The organism is Paenibacillus paridis, from assembly GCF_006345825.1.
Lineage (GTDB): Bacteria > Bacillota > Bacilli > Paenibacillales > Paenibacillaceae > Pristimantibacillus > Pristimantibacillus paridis.
In genome coordinates, this window is sequence record NZ_VCIX01000089.1 from 32649 (window position 1) to 53038 (window position 20390).

Annotated in this window: 22 protein-coding genes; 18 read left to right on the forward strand and 4 right to left on the reverse strand. The window is 44.7% G+C overall.

The window, feature by feature from the left end; translation table 11 throughout:
- The first annotated feature begins 81 nt into the window (after window positions 1-81).
- The 5 genes from FJQ58_RS18645 to FJQ58_RS18665 all read left to right on the forward strand — a co-directional run bounded on the left by FJQ58_RS18645 (window position 82) and on the right by FJQ58_RS18665 (window position 5550).
- The gene (locus tag FJQ58_RS18645; RefSeq protein WP_139996135.1) at window positions 82-1149 is read left to right on the forward strand and encodes an undecaprenyldiphospho-muramoylpentapeptide beta-N-acetylglucosaminyltransferase; all 1068 of its coding nucleotides are present in this window, start codon (window positions 82-84) and stop codon (window positions 1147-1149) included.
- Window positions 1150-1413: 264 nt separating this feature from the next.
- Window positions 1414-2454 carry a LacI family DNA-binding transcriptional regulator gene (locus FJQ58_RS18650; protein ID WP_139996137.1) on the forward strand — a complete coding sequence of 347 codons (1041 nt, stop codon included), beginning with the start codon at window positions 1414-1416 and terminating at the stop codon, window positions 2452-2454.
- Between the two features lie 17 nt (window positions 2455-2471).
- The gene (locus tag FJQ58_RS18655; protein WP_139996139.1) at window positions 2472-3635 is read left to right on the forward strand and encodes a Gfo/Idh/MocA family protein; all 1164 of its coding nucleotides are present in this window, start codon (window positions 2472-2474) and stop codon (window positions 3633-3635) included.
- Between the two features lie 48 nt (window positions 3636-3683).
- Complete coding sequence (locus FJQ58_RS18660; protein ID WP_139996141.1) at window positions 3684-4406, forward strand: ThuA domain-containing protein; 723 nt, start codon at window positions 3684-3686, stop codon at window positions 4404-4406.
- Between the two features lie 43 nt (window positions 4407-4449).
- The gene (locus tag FJQ58_RS18665) at window positions 4450-5550 is read left to right on the forward strand and encodes a Gfo/Idh/MocA family protein (protein WP_139996143.1); all 1101 of its coding nucleotides are present in this window, start codon (window positions 4450-4452) and stop codon (window positions 5548-5550) included.
- A 70-nt stretch (window positions 5551-5620) separates the two neighbouring features.
- Here FJQ58_RS18665 and FJQ58_RS18670 read toward each other — a convergent pair whose 3' ends face one another.
- The 3 genes from FJQ58_RS18670 to FJQ58_RS18680 form a co-directional block, all read right to left on the reverse strand.
- Complete coding sequence (locus FJQ58_RS18670; RefSeq protein WP_338016152.1) at window positions 5621-6490, reverse strand: glycine betaine ABC transporter substrate-binding protein; 870 nt, start codon at window positions 6488-6490, stop codon at window positions 5621-5623.
- Between the two features lie 433 nt (window positions 6491-6923).
- The gene (locus FJQ58_RS18675) at window positions 6924-7760 is read right to left on the reverse strand and encodes an ABC transporter permease (RefSeq protein WP_139996145.1); all 837 of its coding nucleotides are present in this window, start codon (window positions 7758-7760) and stop codon (window positions 6924-6926) included.
- The gene (locus FJQ58_RS18680; RefSeq protein ID WP_139996147.1) at window positions 7747-8955 is read right to left on the reverse strand and encodes a quaternary amine ABC transporter ATP-binding protein; all 1209 of its coding nucleotides are present in this window, start codon (window positions 8953-8955) and stop codon (window positions 7747-7749) included. The genes FJQ58_RS18675 and FJQ58_RS18680 overlap by 14 nt, the downstream gene beginning before the upstream one ends.
- 239 nt (window positions 8956-9194) lie before the next feature.
- Here FJQ58_RS18680 and FJQ58_RS18685 point away from each other — a divergent pair, with 239 nt between their 5' ends.
- Both FJQ58_RS18685 and FJQ58_RS18690 read left to right on the forward strand, forming a co-directional pair.
- Complete coding sequence (locus tag FJQ58_RS18685) at window positions 9195-9752, forward strand: GbsR/MarR family transcriptional regulator (protein WP_139996149.1); 558 nt, start codon at window positions 9195-9197, stop codon at window positions 9750-9752.
- 280 nt (window positions 9753-10032) lie between these two features.
- Window positions 10033-11268, forward strand: a complete 1236-nt coding sequence (locus tag FJQ58_RS18690; protein ID WP_139996151.1) for an alpha-D-ribose 1-methylphosphonate 5-triphosphate diphosphatase — start codon at window positions 10033-10035, stop codon at window positions 11266-11268.
- Here the strand turns inward: FJQ58_RS18690 and sspI are convergent.
- Complete coding sequence (sspI, locus tag FJQ58_RS18695) at window positions 11235-11468, reverse strand: small acid-soluble spore protein SspI (RefSeq protein WP_139996153.1); 234 nt, start codon at window positions 11466-11468, stop codon at window positions 11235-11237. The two genes, FJQ58_RS18690 and sspI, sit on opposite strands and share 34 nt — an antisense overlap.
- Window positions 11469-11603: 135 nt before the next feature.
- Between sspI and FJQ58_RS18700 the strand changes: the two genes are divergently transcribed.
- From FJQ58_RS18700 to FJQ58_RS18750, 11 genes are all read left to right on the forward strand, one after another.
- Window positions 11604-12269 carry a potassium channel family protein gene (locus tag FJQ58_RS18700; protein ID WP_139996155.1) on the forward strand — a complete coding sequence of 222 codons (666 nt, stop codon included), beginning with the start codon at window positions 11604-11606 and terminating at the stop codon, window positions 12267-12269.
- An 8-nt stretch (window positions 12270-12277) separates the two neighbouring features.
- Entirely contained in the window at window positions 12278-13102 is an 825-nt protein-coding gene (locus FJQ58_RS18705) for a TrmH family RNA methyltransferase (protein ID WP_139996157.1), read from the forward strand.
- A 309-nt stretch (window positions 13103-13411) separates the two neighbouring features.
- Window positions 13412-14197 carry a helix-turn-helix domain-containing protein gene (locus FJQ58_RS18710; protein ID WP_139996159.1) on the forward strand — a complete coding sequence of 262 codons (786 nt, stop codon included), beginning with the start codon at window positions 13412-13414 and terminating at the stop codon, window positions 14195-14197.
- A gap of 47 nt (window positions 14198-14244) precedes the next feature.
- Window positions 14245-15249, forward strand: coding sequence for a VanZ family protein (locus FJQ58_RS18715; RefSeq protein ID WP_238404185.1), 1005 nt, complete (start codon window positions 14245-14247; stop codon window positions 15247-15249).
- 337 nt (window positions 15250-15586) lie between these two features.
- Window positions 15587-16564, forward strand: coding sequence for a serine hydrolase domain-containing protein (locus FJQ58_RS18720; protein WP_139996163.1), 978 nt, complete (start codon window positions 15587-15589; stop codon window positions 16562-16564).
- 178 nt (window positions 16565-16742) lie between these two features.
- Window positions 16743-17192 carry a VOC family protein gene (locus FJQ58_RS18725; RefSeq protein WP_139996165.1) on the forward strand — a complete coding sequence of 150 codons (450 nt, stop codon included), beginning with the start codon at window positions 16743-16745 and terminating at the stop codon, window positions 17190-17192.
- 115 nt (window positions 17193-17307) lie between these two features.
- On the forward strand, window positions 17308-17727 hold the full coding sequence (locus tag FJQ58_RS18730; protein WP_139996167.1) for a hypothetical protein: 420 nt from the start codon (window positions 17308-17310) through the stop codon (window positions 17725-17727).
- A 122-nt stretch (window positions 17728-17849) separates the two neighbouring features.
- A complete protein-coding gene (locus FJQ58_RS18735; protein ID WP_139996401.1) occupies window positions 17850-18392 on the forward strand; it encodes a DinB family protein in 543 nt (180 codons plus the stop codon).
- Window positions 18393-18606: 214 nt separating this feature from the next.
- Window positions 18607-18867 carry a hypothetical protein gene (locus FJQ58_RS18740; RefSeq protein WP_139996169.1) on the forward strand — a complete coding sequence of 87 codons (261 nt, stop codon included), beginning with the start codon at window positions 18607-18609 and terminating at the stop codon, window positions 18865-18867.
- A 226-nt stretch (window positions 18868-19093) separates the two neighbouring features.
- A complete protein-coding gene (locus FJQ58_RS18745) occupies window positions 19094-19522 on the forward strand; it encodes an SRPBCC family protein (protein ID WP_139996171.1) in 429 nt (142 codons plus the stop codon).
- 234 nt (window positions 19523-19756) lie between these two features.
- On the forward strand, window positions 19757-20158 hold the full coding sequence (locus FJQ58_RS18750; RefSeq protein ID WP_139996173.1) for a hypothetical protein: 402 nt from the start codon (window positions 19757-19759) through the stop codon (window positions 20156-20158).
- Window positions 20159-20390: the final 232 nt, after the last annotated feature.

The following is a 20390-nucleotide window of genomic DNA, read 5'->3' on the forward strand; positions in this document are numbered from 1 at the left end:
TTAGGGGCAGGAATTTCAGTGCTAAAATATAGGTTTGCCCGTATAATAAATGGATAAAAAACGATAGGTGGCTAGTCATTCATGAAAACAATCATGTTCACCGGGGGAGGCTCAGCCGGACACGTTACTGTCAATCTGGCCTTGATCCCGCGATTTCTCGAGGAGGGCTGGTCAGTCCAATATATCGGCTCGGAAAGCGGCATTGAGCGTGAGCTTGTCGCAACGATACCGCAGGCCAAGTACTTCCCGATCGCCACAGGCAAGCTAAGAAGATACGTGGATATTCAAAATATTAAAGACCCGTTCAAGGTCGTCAAAGGCCTCTATCAAGCATACCGGCTCATTAAGAAGAACAAGCCAAATGTTATTTTCTCCAAGGGCGGTTTCGTTTCCGTGCCGGTGGTAATCGGAGCTTGGCTGAATAGAGTGCCACTGTTGATTCATGAGTCGGATTTAACGCCTGGGCTTGCCAATCGGATATCGATCCCTTTTGCAACGGGCGTGTGCACAACCTTTCCGGAGACTGGCGGCATGCTGAAGGCTGAGAAAAGCCGTCACGTAGGAGCAGTCATTCGTGAGGAAGTGAAACAGGGAAATGCCGACCAAGGACGCGCTTTCTGCGGATTTACTAGAAGCAAACCAGTCATTCTGATCATGGGCGGCAGCTTGGGTGCACGCAAGATTAATCAGACGGTAAGGCAGGCACTGGCGAGGCTTACCAAGCAATTTCAAATTGTTCATCTCTGCGGCAAAAACCAGCTTGATCCCACGCTTGAGATCGCCGGCTATAAGCAGTTTGAATATGTAAACGAGCAGCTTCCGGATGTTCTGGCGATGACGGATCTCGTCATTTCACGGGCAGGCTCCAATTCGATATTTGAATTCCTTTCCTTGAAGAAGCCGATGCTGCTCATTCCTTTAACGAAGGAGCAGAGCCGCGGCGATCAAATTTTGAATGCCCAGTCCTTCGAAAAATCAGGTTACGCCGATGTGCTGTACGAGGAGAAGCTGACTGCAACTACCTTGGCGGATAGCGTGGAGCGTTTGTACGATAATCGCAAAATGTATATAGACCGAATGAATATGACCGAGGAAGCAAACGCTTTGGCCGCCGTATTCGATTGGATTAATGAAATTGCGAAGAAATAGAAAAAACATCGTTTATATCGAAATGCTAAACGAGGCGATCTGTCCAGCAATTTTGCGGACGGGTCGTTTTTTTTAGGGAGATCATGCTTCTTTTACAAAATATATAAAAAAGATGATTGACGATAAAACGTTTTCATGCCATAATGTACGCGTGTACATTAAACTGTTTCATTACGTGTACATGAGTTAAAACAACCCGATGACCGTACAAGCACAACTCTTTATGTTGTATGCAATTTATAAGCTTTATTCAGGAGGCCAACGATCATTAGCAGGAAAGAAGTAGCGAAGCTGGCCGGCGTGTCAGAGGCGACCGTTTCCCGGGTGCTGAATAAAGTCGGCCCCATGAAAGAGGAGACACGTGCGCGTGTATTGCAGGCTGCTGCTGAGCTTGGGTACGTGCCTAATGCGCTTGCCCAGCAGTTTGCCCGGAGAAAAAGTGGGAATATCGGTGTTATTTTGCCTTTTGTGCCGAAGGTTCATTTGTTCTCGACCTACTATTTCTCAGAGATACTAAGCGGTATCGGTGAAACCGCGAAGCGATGCGGCTACGATTTGCTGCTTATCTTCAGAGAGCCGGACGGTTCCAGGGATTACTCCAAGCTGTTTCGAACGCAGAAGATTGATGCCTGCATCGTGCTAGGCTCTCAAAATGTGCTGGAGGAACGAAGCGCTCTCGTCGAGCTTAAAGAGGGCGGCTTTCCCTTCTGTTTGGTGAATCAGCGTTTTGAAGAGGAGGAATTCCTATCCGTCGATGCTGATCATGTTGCCGGCAGCGAGGCGGCCGTCAGGCATTTAATTGAACAAGGCAGCCACCGCATTGCTTTCGTAAATGGACCTGCCCAGTATTCCAACAGTACCGACAGGTTGGAAGGCTACCGAAATGCACTTGAGAAAGCAGGCATGAAGTATGAGACAAAGCATGTCTATGTCGGGAATTACAGCCGAAAGAGCGGCTACGAGCTTGCCGAACGGCTTGCAAAGGAAATTCAGATAGGAAGCATTGACGCTGTTTTTGCTGCCAACGACCGGATGGCCATCGGACTGATGCAGGGATTGCGGGAGCATGGCCTTGAAACCAGCCAGCATTATGCGTTAATTGGCTATGACGATTCAGACGGCTCGCGCATCATTAGCCCAAGGCTTTCAACGGTGGCGGTTCCTTTTTATGAGATGGGCAAGCTGGCTGCCGCTAGGCTGCTTGATGCAGAGCAAGCCAGCGCTCCAAGCGAGCTGCGCCATGAGGTGCTGCCCGTGAGCTTGGTTCAAAGGGAAACATCAGATCGGAAAATTGAGCATCATTAATTGAGAGGCGGGTTTATATGGAAAAAGTACGTGTAGGTATGGTCGGTTATAAATTTATGGGCAAGGCACATAGCAACGCTTATCGCGCGCTTCCGATGTTTTTTCCAGAGGTCATTAAACCGGAGATGACGGCCATTTGCGGGCGTGATCCTGAAGGACTTGAGCAAGCGAGAGCTCAGTTTGGCTGGGCAAGCTCGGAAACCGATTGGAAAGAGCTTGTGAAACGCGAGGATATCGATTTAATCGATATCAATGCGCCAAGCGATGCGCATAAAGCGATTGCGCTTGCAGCTGCAGCTGCGGGCAAGCATATTTTCTGCGAAAAGCCGTTGGCGCTCACGCTTGCGGATTCTCGTGAAATGCTAGAAGCGGCCGAGTCGGCTGGTGTCAAGCACATGGTCGGCTTCAACTATCGTTTTGCACCCGCGATCCAACTCGCGAAAAAGCTTGTTTCAGACGGGCGGATCGGCGAAATCCACCATTTCCGCGCGGTGTTTTTGCAGGATTGGATCATCGATCCAAGCTTCCCGCTCGTATGGCGCCTTCAGAAGGAAATTGCAGGCTCGGGCTCGCATGGCGATTTAGGGGCTCATTTGATCGATATGGCCCGTTACCTAGTGGGAGAATTCAACGAGGTTATCGGCATGAGCGAGACCTTTGTGAAGGAACGTCCGATCGCTTCGGCCATGACAGGGCTTAGCGCCAAAGGAAGCGAGGATGGACCGCGCGGGGAAGTAACCGTCGACGATGCTACGGTATTCATGACACGCTTCGCTAATGGCGCATTGGGCAGCTTTGAGGCCACGCGGTTTGCTGCAGGGCACCGTTGTACGAACGCTTTTGAGATTAATGGCAGTAAAGGGAGCATCAAGTTCGATTTTGAACGGATGAATGAGCTTCAGGTCTATTTCACGGATGATGCCGAGGATGTTCAAGGCTTCCGGCGCGTGCTGGCTACTGATCCTTCGCATGCCTATATGGATGCTTGGTGGCCTGCCGGCCATACCATTGGCTATGAGCATACGTTCACGCATGAGATGCATGAGCTGATGCAGGCTTTTGCAGAAGATCGCCAGCCGGTGCCTAACTTTGTGGACGGAGTGAAATGCCAAGAGGTGCTGGAAGCCGTTGACCGCTCGATTGCAGAACGCCGCTGGGTTTCCATTAGCGAGCTAGCCTAAACAAACGAACAAGCACAAATAGAGTAGTAGAGAGGCAGGGACAATCTAGTGAAAAAAGCATTAATCGTATGGGGTGGCTGGGACGGCCATCAGCCGAAGGAAGTAGCAGAAATATTTCGCGAGGTGCTCGCTTCGGAAAACTTTGAGGTAGAGGTATCCGATACGCTGGAGGCTTTTGCAGACGCGGAAAAGCTTCTTGGACTTGATCTAATCGTACCGGTGTGGACGATGGCGCGCATTGAGCAAAAGTTGGTAGATAACGTTTCGGCAGCGGTACAGAGCGGCGTCGGCCTTGCTGGCTGTCATGGCGGCATGTGTGATGCGTTCCGGGAGAACGTTGACTGGCAGTTTATGACGGGCGGCCAATGGGTAGCGCATCCCGGCAATGACGGCGTTGAGTATACCGTGAATATCAACAATTCATCCAGCCCGCTTACGGATGGAATTGAAGATTTTGTCGTGAGCTCCGAGCAATACTACTTACACGTAGACCCTGCTGTGGAAGTGCTTGCGACGACTAGGTTCCCGTTAAAGGAGGGGCCACACTCGCTGAATAAAGCGGTTGATATGCCGGTGGCTTGGACGAAGCGTTGGGGAGTGGGACGAGTATATTACAACTCGCTTGGCCATCAAGCGAACATCATTGAAATACCGACCGTTAAGGAGCTGATGCGGCGCGGCTTCCTATGGTGTGCGGAAGGCAAGGCCAGAGCACTCGAAGCTGGCGTGAAATCGGCTGCATACAGCGGAATGGCAGATAACCAGCTATAATCAAATTTTAAAATTCAAGATATGGGACGAGGGACTGGCGAAAATGGAGAAGATTAAAGCAGGTATTATTGGAACTGGCAATATCAGCGGGATCTACTTTGAGAACGGGAACCGCTTTGACGCGCTTCAGGTTGTAGCCTGCGCGGACTTGGATGTTGAACGTGCGAAGGCAAAGGGTGAGGAATTTGGCGTGCGCGGCTGCTCGGTCGAGGAATTGCTCGCGGATCCTGAGATTCAAATGATCATTAATCTGACCATTCCCCAAGCGCATGCTTCGGTATGTTTGCGGGCGTTAGAGGCAGGCAAGCATGTATATGTTGAGAAACCATTCGCCGTTACCCGCGAAGAAGCGCAGCAGGTGTTGGAGCTTGCAGAGAAGAAGGGGCTCTATGTAGGCAGCGCTCCGGATACTTTCCTTGGGGGAGGAATCCAAACCAGCATTAAACTGGTGGAGGATGGCTGGATCGGTACACCAATTGGCGCAACGGCATTTATGGTTTGCGGCGGCCATGAATCATGGCATCCCGCACCCGAGTTTTATTACCAGACAGGCGGCGGTCCAATGTTCGATATGGGCCCCTACTATTTAACTGCTCTTGTAGCGCTGCTTGGGCCGATCACCCGCGTAACGGGCTCGGCACGCATTTCCTTTCCGGAGAGAACCATTACCAGCAAGCCTAAATATGGCCAAAAGGTAAATGTTGAGGTGCCTACACATATCGCAGGCGTGATGGATTTTGCATCGGGCCCTATCGGGACACTGCTTACGAGTTTTGATGTAAAGGGCGGCTCCATGCTGCCGCGTATCGAGGTATATGGCAGCGCGGGAACCTTGCTCGTTCCCGATCCTAACGGATTCGGCGGACAAATCAAGCTATGGCGAGCAGGCTCGAACGAATGGTCGGATATTCCGCTTGCTTACGGTTATACGGAAAATGCTCGCGGCGTCGGCGCTGCAGATATGGCGAAAGCGATTCAAACCGGCCGCAAGCATCGGGCTAACGGTGAACTGGCTTACCATGTGCTGGAAGCCATGCATGGCTTCCATGATGCTTCCGAGCAAGGCGCGCATTATGTAATGAAGAGCACTTGCGAGAGACCGGCACCGCTGCCGCTGGGCTTGCAGCCGTTTTGTTTAGACTAGTACGCTTTGATCTATGGCAGCAAAAGAAAAAAGCAGGGCGACGAATCGCTCTGCTTTTTTCTTGTTTTTGTTATGATTTAACCCATGCATCTACTTTATCGGCATTAGCCTCAACCCAGGCTTTAGCTGCCGCTTCCGGCGTTTCGCCTTCTTGGATTTTAATCATGACGGCTGCCATGTCATCAGGAGTCCAGTTAAACTTATCTAGGAAAGCGTAAGCTTCCGGTTGGTCATCCTTCAGGCCTTGGCGAGCAATCGTATGAATTTGTTCGTCTCCGCCATATACGTTTTTCGTGTCTTCTAAATATTTCAGATCCATTTTGGCGAACATCCAGTGTGGGGTCCAGCCTGTAACTACGATGGGCTCTTTGTTGGCGTAAGCTTTTTGCAGTTCTTGCGTCATCGCTGCAGATGAGCTTTCAAGCAGTGTCCATTTATCGCGTAAGTTGTATTCATCAAGTACCTTCTCGGTAGACATCATGAGTCCTGCGCCGGGCTCAATCCCGATAATCGTGTGGTCCACCGTATCGCCAAAAGTACCATTCAACTCATCGATACTATTGATGTCCATATATTGGGGAACGACGAGGCCGATTTTGGTACCTTCGAGATTCGGACCCAAATCATCGTATTTTCCATTATATTTGGTGACATAGGAAGCATGTGTAGTCGGAAGCCAAGCGGCGACCATCGCATCCGCGCTGCCATCGGAGATACCGGCCCACATGGGTCCCGCATCTACCTGCATCATTTCCACCTGATAACCAAGCTTTTGTTCAAGTACTTCTTTTACCACATTCGTGCTCGCGATTTCAGAATCCCAAGCTACATAAGCCAGCGTTATTTTTTTCTTGCCGCTGTCCCCGGAAGAAGAACATCCCGCTATCAAGGCGAAAGCCATTACCGCTGCTACAATTACCGTCATTTTGTTGAATTTCAAAAAATCACTCCTTAAAAGTTTGTGGAATATGGCGCATTAAGCGAGAGCTTCATGCGTGTGAAACAAACTTGCTTCGTAAGCTTAGTCTTAAAAGTTTGTGGAATATGGCGCATTAAGCGAGAGCTTCATGCGTGTGAAACAAACTTGCTTCGTAAGCATAGTCTTAAAGTTTGTGGAACTGATATTTTAAAAGCTAGCTTAAAGGTGGTGGAACAAACTTGCTTCGTAAGCATAGATCTTTGTTTTGTGAATGTGGAAGCGAAGCGAGCAGATCGTTCTGGAGAAACGAAGTGTTCGCCTTTGCAGTCAGATTCTTACCTATACATGTTTAATGCAATCAAAGAATCTGGCTGCAACCGCGATCGTAAGAATGATCTGCTCGCGCAGCTACTGTTATGAAACAAATTTACTAATCAAGTAAGCTTTTGAATGTCTAGGTTGTTTTGCTTCTGCGAATCACTTGCTGGGTTAAACGGTCTAAGATAATGGCCAATATAACGATAGCAAGCCCGGCTTCAAAGCCTATACCCGTATTTCCTTGCGTAACGGCACGGTATACATAAGCGCCGACCCCTTGTGCGCCAATCATCGAGGCGATAACGACCATCGATAAAGAAAGCATGATGGTCTGATTGATGCCCGCCATAATGGTAGGCAGAGCTATCGGAAGCTGGAGCTTGAAGAGCTTCTGAGCGGGTGTGGAGCCAAATGCATCCGCTGCTTCTACGAGTTCCTCAGGAACCTGGCGAATGCCTAAATTAGTTAGGCGGATGGTTGGAGGGATGGCGAATATAATGGATGAGATCACCCCTGGTACTACACCGAGCGAGAAGAAGGTAACGGCTGGCAATAAATATACGAATGCAGGCATCGTCTGCATAAAGTCCAGCACGGGCGTAACAATCTTCTGAATACCGTTTTTGCGTGCGCACAAAATGCCTACTGGCACGCCAATGAGCACCGAGATGAAGGCAGAGGTTAGAACAAGCGCTAGCGTCTGCATCGTCTGGCTCCATAATCCTAGGTTCTCAATGATGAGCAGGCCTATTAGTGTAAATAACGCCATTCTCCATTTGCCGATATACCAGGCAAGAACCGTAAATAAAAGGATAAGAACAAGCGCCGGAAACCAATTAAGCGCTGTTTCTAGGCCATTTACGGTTTCTCCAACTACAATTTTTATAAATTTGAATAGTGGCGCCAAATTATTTTCGAGCCAGGATTCAAACCATTCGATAAACTCTGCTAAAGGAATTTTAGGCAGATTCATGACTATCACCAGCCTCTAATGTTGAATTTCCGGCTAATGCGGCCAGAACAGCGCCTTTAATGACAATTCCTTTTAACCGCCCAGTGTCATCAATAATGGAAACGGGGAATTTGGAATTGCTCATGATTTCAAATAATTCGTTAAGCAGCGTTTCCGGAAGTACGGAAGGTGCCTCCCGTTCCATGGCTTCTTCAAGCTTCTGTCCGTTTTTGATTGCATTGGCTGCATTCTCCGCGGTAATAACGCCAAGCAGCCTCATGCCTTTATCAACAACATATAAGCTGGAAACTTCCCGGTCGCGCATAAATTGCAGAGCCACGCGCGGTCCCTTTTCAATGGTAATCGTCTCAGGCTTGACCATCACGTGCGAAGCCGTTAAAACTTTAGACAAATCAACGTCCTCGACGAATCGCTCTACATACTTATTGGCCGGCTGCATCAAAATTTCTTCCGGCGAACCGATTTGTACGATGCTGCCGTCCTTCATTAATGCAATTTGGTCACCAATGCGCAGTGCTTCATCCAAATCATGCGTAATAAACACGATCGTCTTTTTCATTTTCGATTGCAATTCAAGCAGCTCATCCTGCATATCCTTCCGGATCAGCGGGTCAAGCGCGCTAAATGCCTCATCCATCAGAAGCACGTCGGGATCGTTGGCAAGCCCTCTGGCAAGCCCGACGCGCTGCTGCATACCGCCGCTTAGCTGATCAGGATAGCTATCTGCCCAGCCTTTTAATCCTACAAGTTCAAGAGAGTTCATCGCCATTTCCCTGCGTTTTTTCTTATCGATGCCTTGAACCTCAAGCCCGTATTCGATATTTTGGATTACGGTGCGATGCGGAAACAACGCAAATTTCTGAAATACCATGCCTACGTTTTTTCTTCTGAACTTCCTTAGCTGCTCAGGAGACATCTTCAATACATCTGTACCATTGAATAGTACCTGACCATTCGTAGGTTCGATCAGTCGGTTAAGCAGACGTACAAGTGTCGACTTGCCGCTGCCGGACAAGCCCATGATGACAAATATTTGTCCTGCTTCAATGGAGAAACTAGCTTGGTTGACCCCAACCGTAAGCTTTGTTTCTGCAAATATCTTTTCTTTAGACCATCCTTTATCCAGCAGCGGGATCGCCTTTTTCGGATCGGCTCCGAAAATCTTGGTTAGCCTCTTGGCTTCTATAATCGCCATGTTGTGCCCCCTTGTGGAATATTTCGACTCCTATAAGTTTAGTTGGTTATCTTTGTAATGGTCAAAAGGCGTGAGACAGTGTATACTCTGTACAGTTATAACTTTACGTACTTTACGTACTGTATACTCTTGATAACTCCCTTTTTCAACCTATATGTATTCTTTACTCTGGTGGACCATTTGATTACAATAATTGATATGGGAATGATAGGGGAAAGACACTCCTCAGGAGGAACGACATGAATGAACTTGCAGCATTAACGGAAGAGCAGCTAACGAAGCTGCAAAATACGCGCCGCCGCGTCATTGAATCAATTGGGAAAAACATGGATTTGTACGGCATAACCTTGTCGATCGGCCATCTCTATGGGAATATGTATTTTAACCGTGAGCCGGTAACACTTGATGAAATGAGCCAGACGATGGGCATGAGCAAGACTTCCATGAGTACTGGCATGCGTACGCTGCATGACTTGAAGATGATAAATAAAGTTTGGGGCAAGGGCTCCCGTAAAGATTTATATGAGGTTGAAACGAATTGGCATCAGAACTTTGCGGATTTTTTCTCTATTAAATGGCGGAAAGCCGTCGAGCAAAATATGAGTGCTTTAAATCGTTCAACCAAAGAAATTGCACAATTAAAGCAGCAATATGAGCAAGACCAAGCTTTCCTTGACGTACTGGAGAATGACACGCAGAAGATTGAAGAAGCATTAAAGTATTACCGCTGGCTGGATCGATTAATTGATTCGTTTGAGACGGGTGACATTTATAAATTTATACCGCAAGAAGAGTAAAGCCAGAGGAAATTTGCAATGGATAGGCAGCGGGTTATTAGCTGTGCGGCCTATACCAAATTTGATTTTGTCATGCTTGAAACCGCAGAAGCTCTTTCTCCTGCGGTTTTTTGTATTCTATTTTGGTTAGAGACAGCCGTTTCGCAGAACAATAAATGGAGCTAGCGTTCATGATTAATCCATTAAGAGCTTCTACAGCAGAATGGGGATTGGATGAATTCGCTAAGTTGTTTATGGTAAACTTATCCATACAACTCTTAATGAAAGGGTGACCGCATGGATGAATGATCAGGGAACGACCAGATTAAAGCCAATGATCATTGCGAACGGAAAAATGATATTACCGGATCAAATCGTTGAAGCGTCTGTAGTTGTGTTAAATGGCCGTATTGCAGCTATTGTTGAAGCCGCGAAATTTACTGAGGAGGAGTGGATAGGGAAGTATCCAGGCTCAGAAGTGATTGATGCAGCGAATCGGTATGTGCTGCCGGGCCTGATCGACATTCATTGCGACGCCATTGAGAAAGAAGTACAGCCGAGGCCAAACACACTGTTCCCGCTGAAGATGGCATTATTGGAATTCGAACGGAAGCTGCCCGTACATGGGATTACAACCATGTATCATTCCTTGTCGCTTGGCGTAGGACTCAGCTTGCGCGGTGACCATTTGCTGACCAGCATGGTTGAAGAGATTAACAGCTATCGAAGCAAACGCTCAGTGATTCGTAATCGAATTCATTTGCGCTTGGAGGTCTCGCATTTGGCAGGCATTCCGATTGTTGAACGTTTTCTTCGAGACAATACAATTGATTATTTATCTTTTATGGACCATTCACCAGGTCAGGGACAATATCGCGAACCAGGCTCGTTTGAGCGATACGTCATGAAAAACCAAGGTGTAAGCGCGGATGAGGTTCGAATCATTGTCGAGGATCTGCTTGAGCGCAGGAAAATGGTTAGTATGGAACAGCTGAAGCAGCTAAGCCGTCTTGCGTCGAAACAGGGAATTGCGTTAGCTTCCCATGATGATGACTCCTTACACAAGGTAAACGAATCGGTGGGGCTTGGCGTATCGGTCTGTGAATTTCCGATTAATCTGGAGACGGCAACATATGCGACATCAAAGGGGCTTCGCGTTTGCGTAGGTGCGCCAAACGTAGTCAGAGGAGCGTCGCACGACAAAAACTTAAAAGCAATAGATGCGATTGCAGCGAATGCTGCATACATCTTGTGCTCCGACTATCATCCTTCCTCGATGCTCGCAGCCGTATTTAAGCTGGAGAACGAAGGAATAGCCGCTTTGCCGGAGGCGGTTCGAATGGCTTCCCTAAATCCCGCACAAGCTTTAGGTGCAGCTGGTGAACTTGGATCCATCGAACCCGGCAAAGCAGCGGATCTTATTATAGTAGACCACTATGATGGCCTGCCCTGGGTAACTCATACCATTGTCGGAGGGCAGCTGGTTTATGCTTCCAAAACTCGTTATTGCGAGGGATTAGCATTTTCTGAATGGTGAAGATGCTTGTATAGGGAATCAACCATGCGTCCTTGCTCCGGTTCCGATGACTGCTGCCAAATCATTTCAAACAAGACGCCAAGGCCTGGCAATGCCCGCTCGTCGGCACCGATAGAGTCTTCAATAACCTCAGACAGCTCCTTAGCCGAATTATCCTGTACACGCCTAACGATGGCTTGACGCAAATCAATAACTTCCATTTTAACAGCCTCCTGGTACATTCAAATTTACTTATTTACTTTGTCCACCAGAGGCTGTTTTCATCCGATTAGGCAAGCTGTGGTATACTGGTTAGATCACTGCAGCAATCATCCTGCAAGGAGGATTTGGGTAATATGGCTAAGAAGCAGTACGCGGTTATCGGAATGGGACGCTTCGGCTCCAGCATTGCAAAAGCACTGACGGACATGGGTTTTGAGGTTTTGGCTATTGATTCGAATGAACAGCGGATCCAAGAGGTCGTCAATACGGTTACCCATGCTGTATCCGCAGATTCAACGGACGAGGAAGCGCTTCGGGCGCTTGGCATAAGGAACTTTGATGTCGTCGTCGTAGCCATTGGCCAAGATATTCAATCAAGCATTTTGACGACGCTGATCTTGAAGGATTTAGGAGTTAAAACGCTAATCGTGAAAGCGCAAAATGAGCTCCATGGTAAAGTCGTGAACAAAATCGGCGCAGACAAGGTGGTTTTCCCAGAGCGGGATATGGGTCTTCGCGTTGCGCATCATCTGGTATCGCCCAATATCTTGGACTATATCGAAATTTCGGATGACTACAGCATTATTGAAATTAAAGCACCGGTCCCCATGATCGGCCAAAGCTTGAAGCAGCTCGATATTAGGGCGAAATATAAATGCAATGTCATGGCCATTAAGAAAGGCACTGAGATGAATATTGCTCCTTATGCAGACGATTTAATTGGCAAGGAAGATATTCTAGTCATAGTCGGCAAAAACTCAGATCTTACAAATTTAGAAATCGCTTATTCGGAAGGTTAGAATCAACTATGAATGAAAACTTTGATCCATTGCTATCATCTGTTCAAAATGACAAGGTCAAGCATTGGGCTTCACTGCTGGACAAAAAAAACCGCGATCGCAGCGGTCAATTTTTAATCGAAGGCGTTCATCTTGTTCTGGAGGCACTGAGGGGACAAGCATCCGTGCTGACCATCGTCTACGACACCGACCGTGGAATTCCAGAGGAGCTTAAGCTGGAACGTGAGACAAATGATTCAGAGGCTACGCTCGGTTTGGAGTGGGTACAAGCTTCACGAGCGGTCATGGCTAAATGCACAGGAACGGATACGCCTCCGCCTGTGTTCGCGATTTTAACGAAACTGTCTCCAGATTCTTCAGCATTGTATCGCAAAAACTGCCTCGTCGTTGTCCTGGACAATGTACGTGATCCTGGCAATGCCGGCACGATTATCCGCAGTGCGGATTCGGTTGGCGCCGATGCCGTGATTCTTGGCAAAGGCTGCGTGGATCTCTACAATCCAAAAACCGTAAGATCGACAATGGGTTCCTTGTTCCATTTGCCGATTATTGAAGCTGACCTGAAAGAGCTGCTTCCGCAGGCGAGAGCCAAGGGCGTAACGCTTGTTGGAACGAGCTTGCAAGCCAAGCATACCTGCTATAGCTACGATTGGAAGCAGTCGACATGGCTGCTAATGGGCAATGAATCGGAGGGGCTTTCTCCAATCGTTCGAGACCTTGTGAATGAGTCGGTCATTATTCCGATGGTCGGCCAAGCGGAATCTCTGAATGTAGCTATGGCGGCTACGGTGCTGTTGTATGAGAGCTTGAGACAGCGGGAGCATTCCAAGTAAATAAATGCAAAGCCCTGTTCATTATCTGTGGAAATAACAGAGTAGATCAAACCTTAATCATCATGAAGCCCTCCTGTGTTGCAAGAGGGCTCTTTGCATATTTTTTGATCTGATCCTTCACTCGAAAGTGATAATGAATGGCAGTCCCATTGGGCTATCGAGCAGGTTACGATGATAGCGAAGTACCTATTATTATGTAGTATTACGTAGTTGCAACCGCAAGTGGCGCAAACGCAACCACCATGATCTAGCATCGATTCCATTGTTATCCTATAATTTAGGTATCAGATAGCAGAGGAGAGCAAGCCTATGTCATTTAGTGAAAAGTTGTTGCAATTAAGAAAAGAAAAAGGTTATTCCCAAGAAATGCTGGCCGAAAAACTGGGCACAACCAGACAAGCAGTCAGCAAGTGGGAAAACGGACAAGGTTTCCCTGAAACCGAAAAGTTGCTTATGATTGGTAACTTATTCGAGGTATCCATCGATTATATGTTGAAGGAGAACGAGTTGAAGAGCGGCCCTAAAGAGCATGGGTATTATGTCAGCCAAGAGATGGCGGAAGGGTATTTGAGTCATCAGCAAAAATCATCTAATCGCGTTGCGACAGGTGTGTGCCTACTAATTATGGCTTTTTTACCGTATCTGATGCTTCGGCATGAGCCCGTCGTTTATTCCGTTCTTATCATTTTGTTGGCGGCAGGGGGAGTCGTTGTGCTCGTGTCCGCCATTCTGAAAGACGAAGAACGGTACCATGTGCTGGGAAAAGAAGCTCTTATGCTGGATCAGGGTTATATGAAGCAATTGAAGGAACGTTTGAAACAATTGAAGAGTAGGTACACATTGGTAATCATCGTCGGGGCTGGCATGTTAGCAGTAGGTGTGATAGCTTTTTTGCTGGAGAGAAAGGGGATCTCGGAAGGCGCACTGGTTCCATATTATCCGGTTTGCGTCGTTTTGATCGCCATGGGAACCTATATAATCATTCGAACATCTACGTTGTGGTCCTCCTATAGTCTACTTATTTACAATGAGAAGTATATCAATCGGAGGAATGACGGCTTCTGGAGAAAAATCAAGAGAAAGCTAGCCGAATAAACTTTGTACATGTGGGAGCCGCTTTGAAAAAGAGAAAGGATGCAATTATGTATCGAGGAAAGTTGCGAAAAATCACTATAATTCTGTTAGCATTGTATACCGTTTTGACGTTCTATTTTTTGTATATAGGTTTCAACAGGGGTGCTTTTCTTCAAGATTCTAGCATGCGATATAGTCTAATGCCTGAAGGGATTCCTTTACACTTTCCGATGGGAAGGGACTTTCGTATTTGGTTTTTTGAGTTGGGCAACTTTGTAGCCTTTATTCCTTTTGGAATTGTTTTCCCGCTGCTGTTTCGCTGTAATTTCATTCGATTTATAACCTTATTTATTTTGTCTATTACGATTCTTGAAATCTTACAAATGCTCACTCGTCTAGGATCCTTTGATATTGACGATATCATTATTAATACATTAGGGGCGACGGTAGGATTTTGGGCGCAACGGTTCGTGAACCGTGATCGAGATAAATTTAAAGGGATTTGTCGAATCATTTTAACAGCCAGTGTACTTTCGATTGGGGTCATTGCCCTTGTTGGTGGCATTAATAATTATTTGGAAAAGGGAGGCGGCGAAGTCGTAGCCCTGAATGAACTTACAATAACAGAGGGGTCTGCACTTTGGGATGCAACCCTCTTAAGTTTTACAGCAGTCCAAGAAAAGGTTGAACCACAAATCAACATGTACAGTAGAAAAAATACAAGAACTAATGAGTTTACGTATCATTTGAATGGCAAATATAAAAAAGTGGCAGGCTATGTCGCTATACCGGATGATGTAATCAACACTGCAAGCAATGGGAAAAGTGACATCCTATTTATCGCAGATGGCACAGAAATTTATTCATTAGGTTTATCAGCCAAAAGCGGAGAGAATCAGCTTACCTCTTTTCAAGTCCCTATAAACGGAGCAAATGAACTAACCATTAAATTAATGAACGATGACTCAAATCCGACTACAAATGCCGTGATGTGGGACATTACTCTTACAGAACTCAACACAGGACAGAAGATTATGAACAGTATTAAAAAAGGGCTACGGTCACTTTTCTAATAAGTGTTATATCAAGATAATGAAAATAAGCTTCTCTTCCATATAAGAGAAGCTTATTTTCATTACTATTGTTTTCGGGTTCTAGCCGAACGCAGCCTCGTCGGGCTAACGCGCTGGATAGTTACGATCATGCCCGGTGAAAACCGTACCGCAAATAGCGTTAAAGTAGAAGATTGGGTTGTAGGCTGATGCTTCGATGTAAAACTCCAAATTGGAGACACCATTGCTGCACATGTGGAATTTTTAATATGAATGGTGCGTACTATCGCAAAAAAATTTATATCATAATATGCTCTTCTTAGACATCGATATATCTATTTTAGGAGGAGAAGAAATAATGAATAAAAGTATTACCGATTTCGAAAGTCTGATTAAAAGAGACTATGGTAATATTGCTGGAATAGTGGTGAGGCAAGGCGGCGAAAAGGTATATGAAGGTTATTTTGACGGCTACACCGCTGAGGATACCATTCATACTGCATCGGTGACAAAGAGCATTGTTTCTGCTTTGATTGGCATTGCCATCGATAAAGGCTATATCGAAAGCGTAGATCAGAAAGTATTGGACTTCTTTCCCGATTACAAGGTCAAACGCGGGGAAAAAACGATAAGGAATATCACAATAAAAAATATTCTGACAATGACAGCACCGTATAAGTATAAGTCGGATCCATATACCAAAGTTTATAAAAGCAATGATTGGACAAAAGCTGCGCTGGACTTTTTGGGTGGTAAGAGCGGTCTTGGAGAGTTTAAATATACCACAATCGGTATACAGATTTTATCAGGAATTCTCACTAATGCAACAGGCCAGCCTGTGCTTGATTTTGCCACTGAAAATCTGTTTGAACCACTAGGAATTAATGCACTCGATAATGCCAGCGTACATTGCAAAGAGGAGTATTTTGCTTTTCTTAAGGATAGATATGTTAGTGGTTGGGTGGTGGATCCCAAAGGCACGAACACCGCTGGTTGGGGGTTAGCCTTAACACCACGAGATATGGCGAAGATCGGCCAGCTATACTTAAATGGAGGCTCATGGAACGGCCAGCAATTTCTATCCTCAAAATGGATCGAGGAAAGCACCAAAGAAAATAGTCGATGGGGAGAGTTGTCATACGGTTATTTATGGTGGATGGTTGACAACAAAGAACATAGTTGTTACGCAGCTTTAGGCGATGGTGGAAATGCTATTTTTGTAAATACCAAGAAAAAAATGGTGATTTCCGTCGCTTCTCGTTTTATGCCACGTGCGCAGAACAGAATTGAATTGATTAAAAAGTATATTGTACCGTTATTTGAGGATCACGCATGAGTCATTCATACCACGAAAAATACAAATTTTCATCCGAAAGCAATACTATACTGTGACTTATCTTTAATATCACGAACCGTGACAAGACATCAAACGTTTGGAAGGAATTAGTAATTGATGGTAGAATAAATAGGAAGATGATAAGATAATAAATTTGTCCACATAAGGAGATAAAACTATGGCAAATAACCAATTACTAAGAATGGACAATGTTGGCATCGTTGTAGAATCCCTTGATAACGCAATCTCTTTTTTCGAGGAGATTGGCTTGAAGCTCGAAGGGCGAGCTACTGTCGAAGGTGAATGGGCAGGTCGCGTAACCGGGCTGGGTTCACAGTGTGTAGAGATAGCTATGATGGTTACTCCAGATGGCCACAGCCGAATTGAACTTTCGCGATTTCTCAACCCACTTACTATATCAGATCACCGAACCGCTCCTGTAAATGCTCTCGGTTATCTACGCGTCATGTTCACTGTTAAAGACATAGACGAAATGGTATCCAGACTCACTAAGCATGGAGCTCAGCTCGTTGGCGAAGTGGTTCAGTACGGGGACTCGTATCGGCTCTGCTACATTCGCGGAAGTGAAGGACTTTTAATCGGTTTGGCGGAACAGCTCGGTAATTAATAAGTGATGCCTAAAAGAAGACTTAACTGAAATATACATTACTAGAGTAGGGTGCATCATATAAACACCGCAATCACGCTTCATTTCTTTGTTAAGTTAATGTTAGGGGGAAATGATGAAAAGTAAAAAATGGATAACTCTGATCGTTCTTATCTTTATTTTGATATATTTTTCAGTAAGTATTTGGATGTTATCCAGTGTTAAGGCAACATTGAGAACAATATATCTTCATCCAGAGAAGGACAATCAAATAGTGCATAAACAAGTAACTGAATCCGCATTAAATAAGTTTCATAGAAATGAAATATATCCACCAAGTTCATCAAGCCAGGAGGAAATAATAGCTTACTCAACAAATATGGGAATTGGATTACACAGTTTCTACTCAGGCACCATTTGGATTAAATATACATACAAGGCAATAGACAAAAAAACAAAGGAAGTCAAATATGGTTCTTCAAGAGTTCCACTGCAGTTAAAGGTAAAACTGAAGAATGGAAGTTGGAGAATAACGGACAAATATGAAAAACCATAATATATCCTGCGATGGGGTTAGAAACGAACGATAAAAAACCTTAAAACGCTACTGACATAATGGTGTCAGTAGCGTTTTTGTATACTTAGAAAAAAGATGATTAGAGGCGATGATATACGATGATTACAACAAAATTAGCATTACAACGATTTGAGGAAACTGCGACATATTATATTCATGAACTGAATCAATTCAGTCTGGAGCAGCTGAGGCAAAAGCCAAGTGACAACGAGTGGTCTATCGGACAGATGTTTCAACATCTCATTAGCTCGGCGCTTGATATGCAGCTTCGTAATATTGATCAGTGCCTGATGCCAAGCCAAGATCCCAGGGTACCTCAAACGGAAAAAACCGAGGTTGGTGTAGCTATATTTTCTCAAGGGAGCTTCCCCCCCATTCGTATTCATGTTCCGCCTTCCCCACAATATACTCCGGAGCAGCCGGAAAGCAAAGATCAGCTAATTCAAGGCTTATACAAAGTCATCCAGAGAATGAAGGAAATTGAACCTACCCTTGAAAAAGTATCCAAACAAAATATAGTGACCCATCCGAGATTCGGTGGATTGAGTGCGGAGGAATGGTTTCTGCTTGTTGAAATGCACTACCGTCATCATCTTCTGCAGCTCGACCGCTTAAAACAAGGATTGATTCGGGAAGTGATCTAAACATGTTACAGATTAAAGATTTATTAGAACAGCTTAGCGTCACTCGAGAGAACCGAAATGGGGGTATTCCATCCACTACGGTCATTTTGTGATCGGCTGCTTCATTATGTTAGCGGGTAGTTTCAAAAGGCTTTTAAAAATCGTGTACCTGGAAGGAATTATTTATTTGCAACTAGAATGTTACAAATAAACTAAATTCTGAGGAAGTGGTTATATGAGTTATGATGTCCATATTACTAAGGCAAAGCATTGGATATATAGTGAAAAAAATCCTATAACCGTTGAAGACATAGAGAAGGTTTCTGATCTCATAGAAACATTCAAGGGAGTACCTTTTCAATATAAAGATGGCAGGCTTATGATAAGTGGTGCTGACGAGAGGGTATTTGGACTTATGATCGAAATTGCAAATAGAATAGATGCTCGGGTTCAAGGAGATGAAAGAAATTTTACATCCAAAGTATGGTACAGGTAAAATTATTGAAATACTTGGTGAAGGAATGGATACAGAACTTGTAGTGAAGTTTATTGATAAAGAAAAGACAAACACGATTATTAGCTTATTACGCACCAATAAGCTTCTAAATAATCTTATTTCAAAGATGAGCAATCGAAAAGAAATCACATTAACCGTACTATGGTATAACCAAAGATATACGTGTACAAATTTTTACATCCGATAAAGGAGGGGAGTGAGCAATATGGCAAATATTGAGCACTTACAGACCGTGAATGTTCCAGCTAAAAAGGTATATGAAGCATTAACCACTGCAAAAGGACTTTCAGAAATATGGACAAATGAACTACTAGTCAATGATCAGATCGGTAGTATAAATGAGTTCCGATTCGGGGGCAAAGGCTTAACAAAGATGAGAGTTGATGAGCTTGTTACCGATAAAAAGATTTTGTGGCAGTGTGTGGATTCAGATCCACAATGGATAGGTACGACAATTTCTTTTGAGATGGAGGAAAAAAACGGGAAGACTTCAATCATTTTTCGTCAAATGAATTGGGAGGAAGTAACCGCATTTTATCGCGTATGTAATTATAACTGGGCTATTTTTTTGTTCAGTCTTAAACAGTATTGCGAAGAAGGCGAAGGTCTTCCTTATCATAAACGGAAGTTTTAGAACCATTGAAAACACGGATGGGTGGACTAAAGTACATAATCCCGAGAACTGATTTCGGAAGTAATGGGTAAGTACGAAGAAGTTGTCACACTATAGCTCAATAAAACAATAAAGCAGCCAATCATTATGATTGGCTGCTTTATTACGCTAACAGGCAGGAAAGTATGGTAATATATAGGAATAAGATTAGGCTAGTTCAATGCACTCCAGTTATTAAGCGAGGGTGATTATTCAATGAGCAGTAAAGGAATGAAAATTCTAATAGTCATAACCTGTTGTATATTATTGGTATTACTAATGAATCCAATTTCATTGAGCGCCTACTATAATAATTATCGACTAAACAAATTTGAAAAGAAATTGTTCAATCTTTCATTACCACCAAATACAAGGGAACTATCTAAATATTCAAAAGTCGGCGGATTATATGGTAATGGTGATAATTGCGACTTTTTAGCAAGAAGAAAAATTGTAAGCAGTTTAGATATAGAGGAATTAATTAAGTTTTATAATACAGATAACAAGGGAGTACAAATAATAATTAACTATATTGAACAATCGAGCGAAGGAAATATCGTTGAATTGGAAGTCGTTGAAGAAGGAAAAAATTCATATTTTGATCTTCGTTGTACATAAAATGATTGATCTAACGTGGAACTATAGCAAATGCCAGTCAGAAAAGGAGGAGGTTATTTTAATGATATTTTTTCTTTTCAGCGCTGTATACCTTGTGCCATTATTTAGTTTTCTATTTGTAATTACCTTGCTGAAAGCGATTGAAAAAATAGTAAATAAAAGACGTTACGGGAAAGAGATGTTTTGGAGTGCTGCCTTTTTTTCCTTGGTTATGTGGTCTATTAGTGTTTCA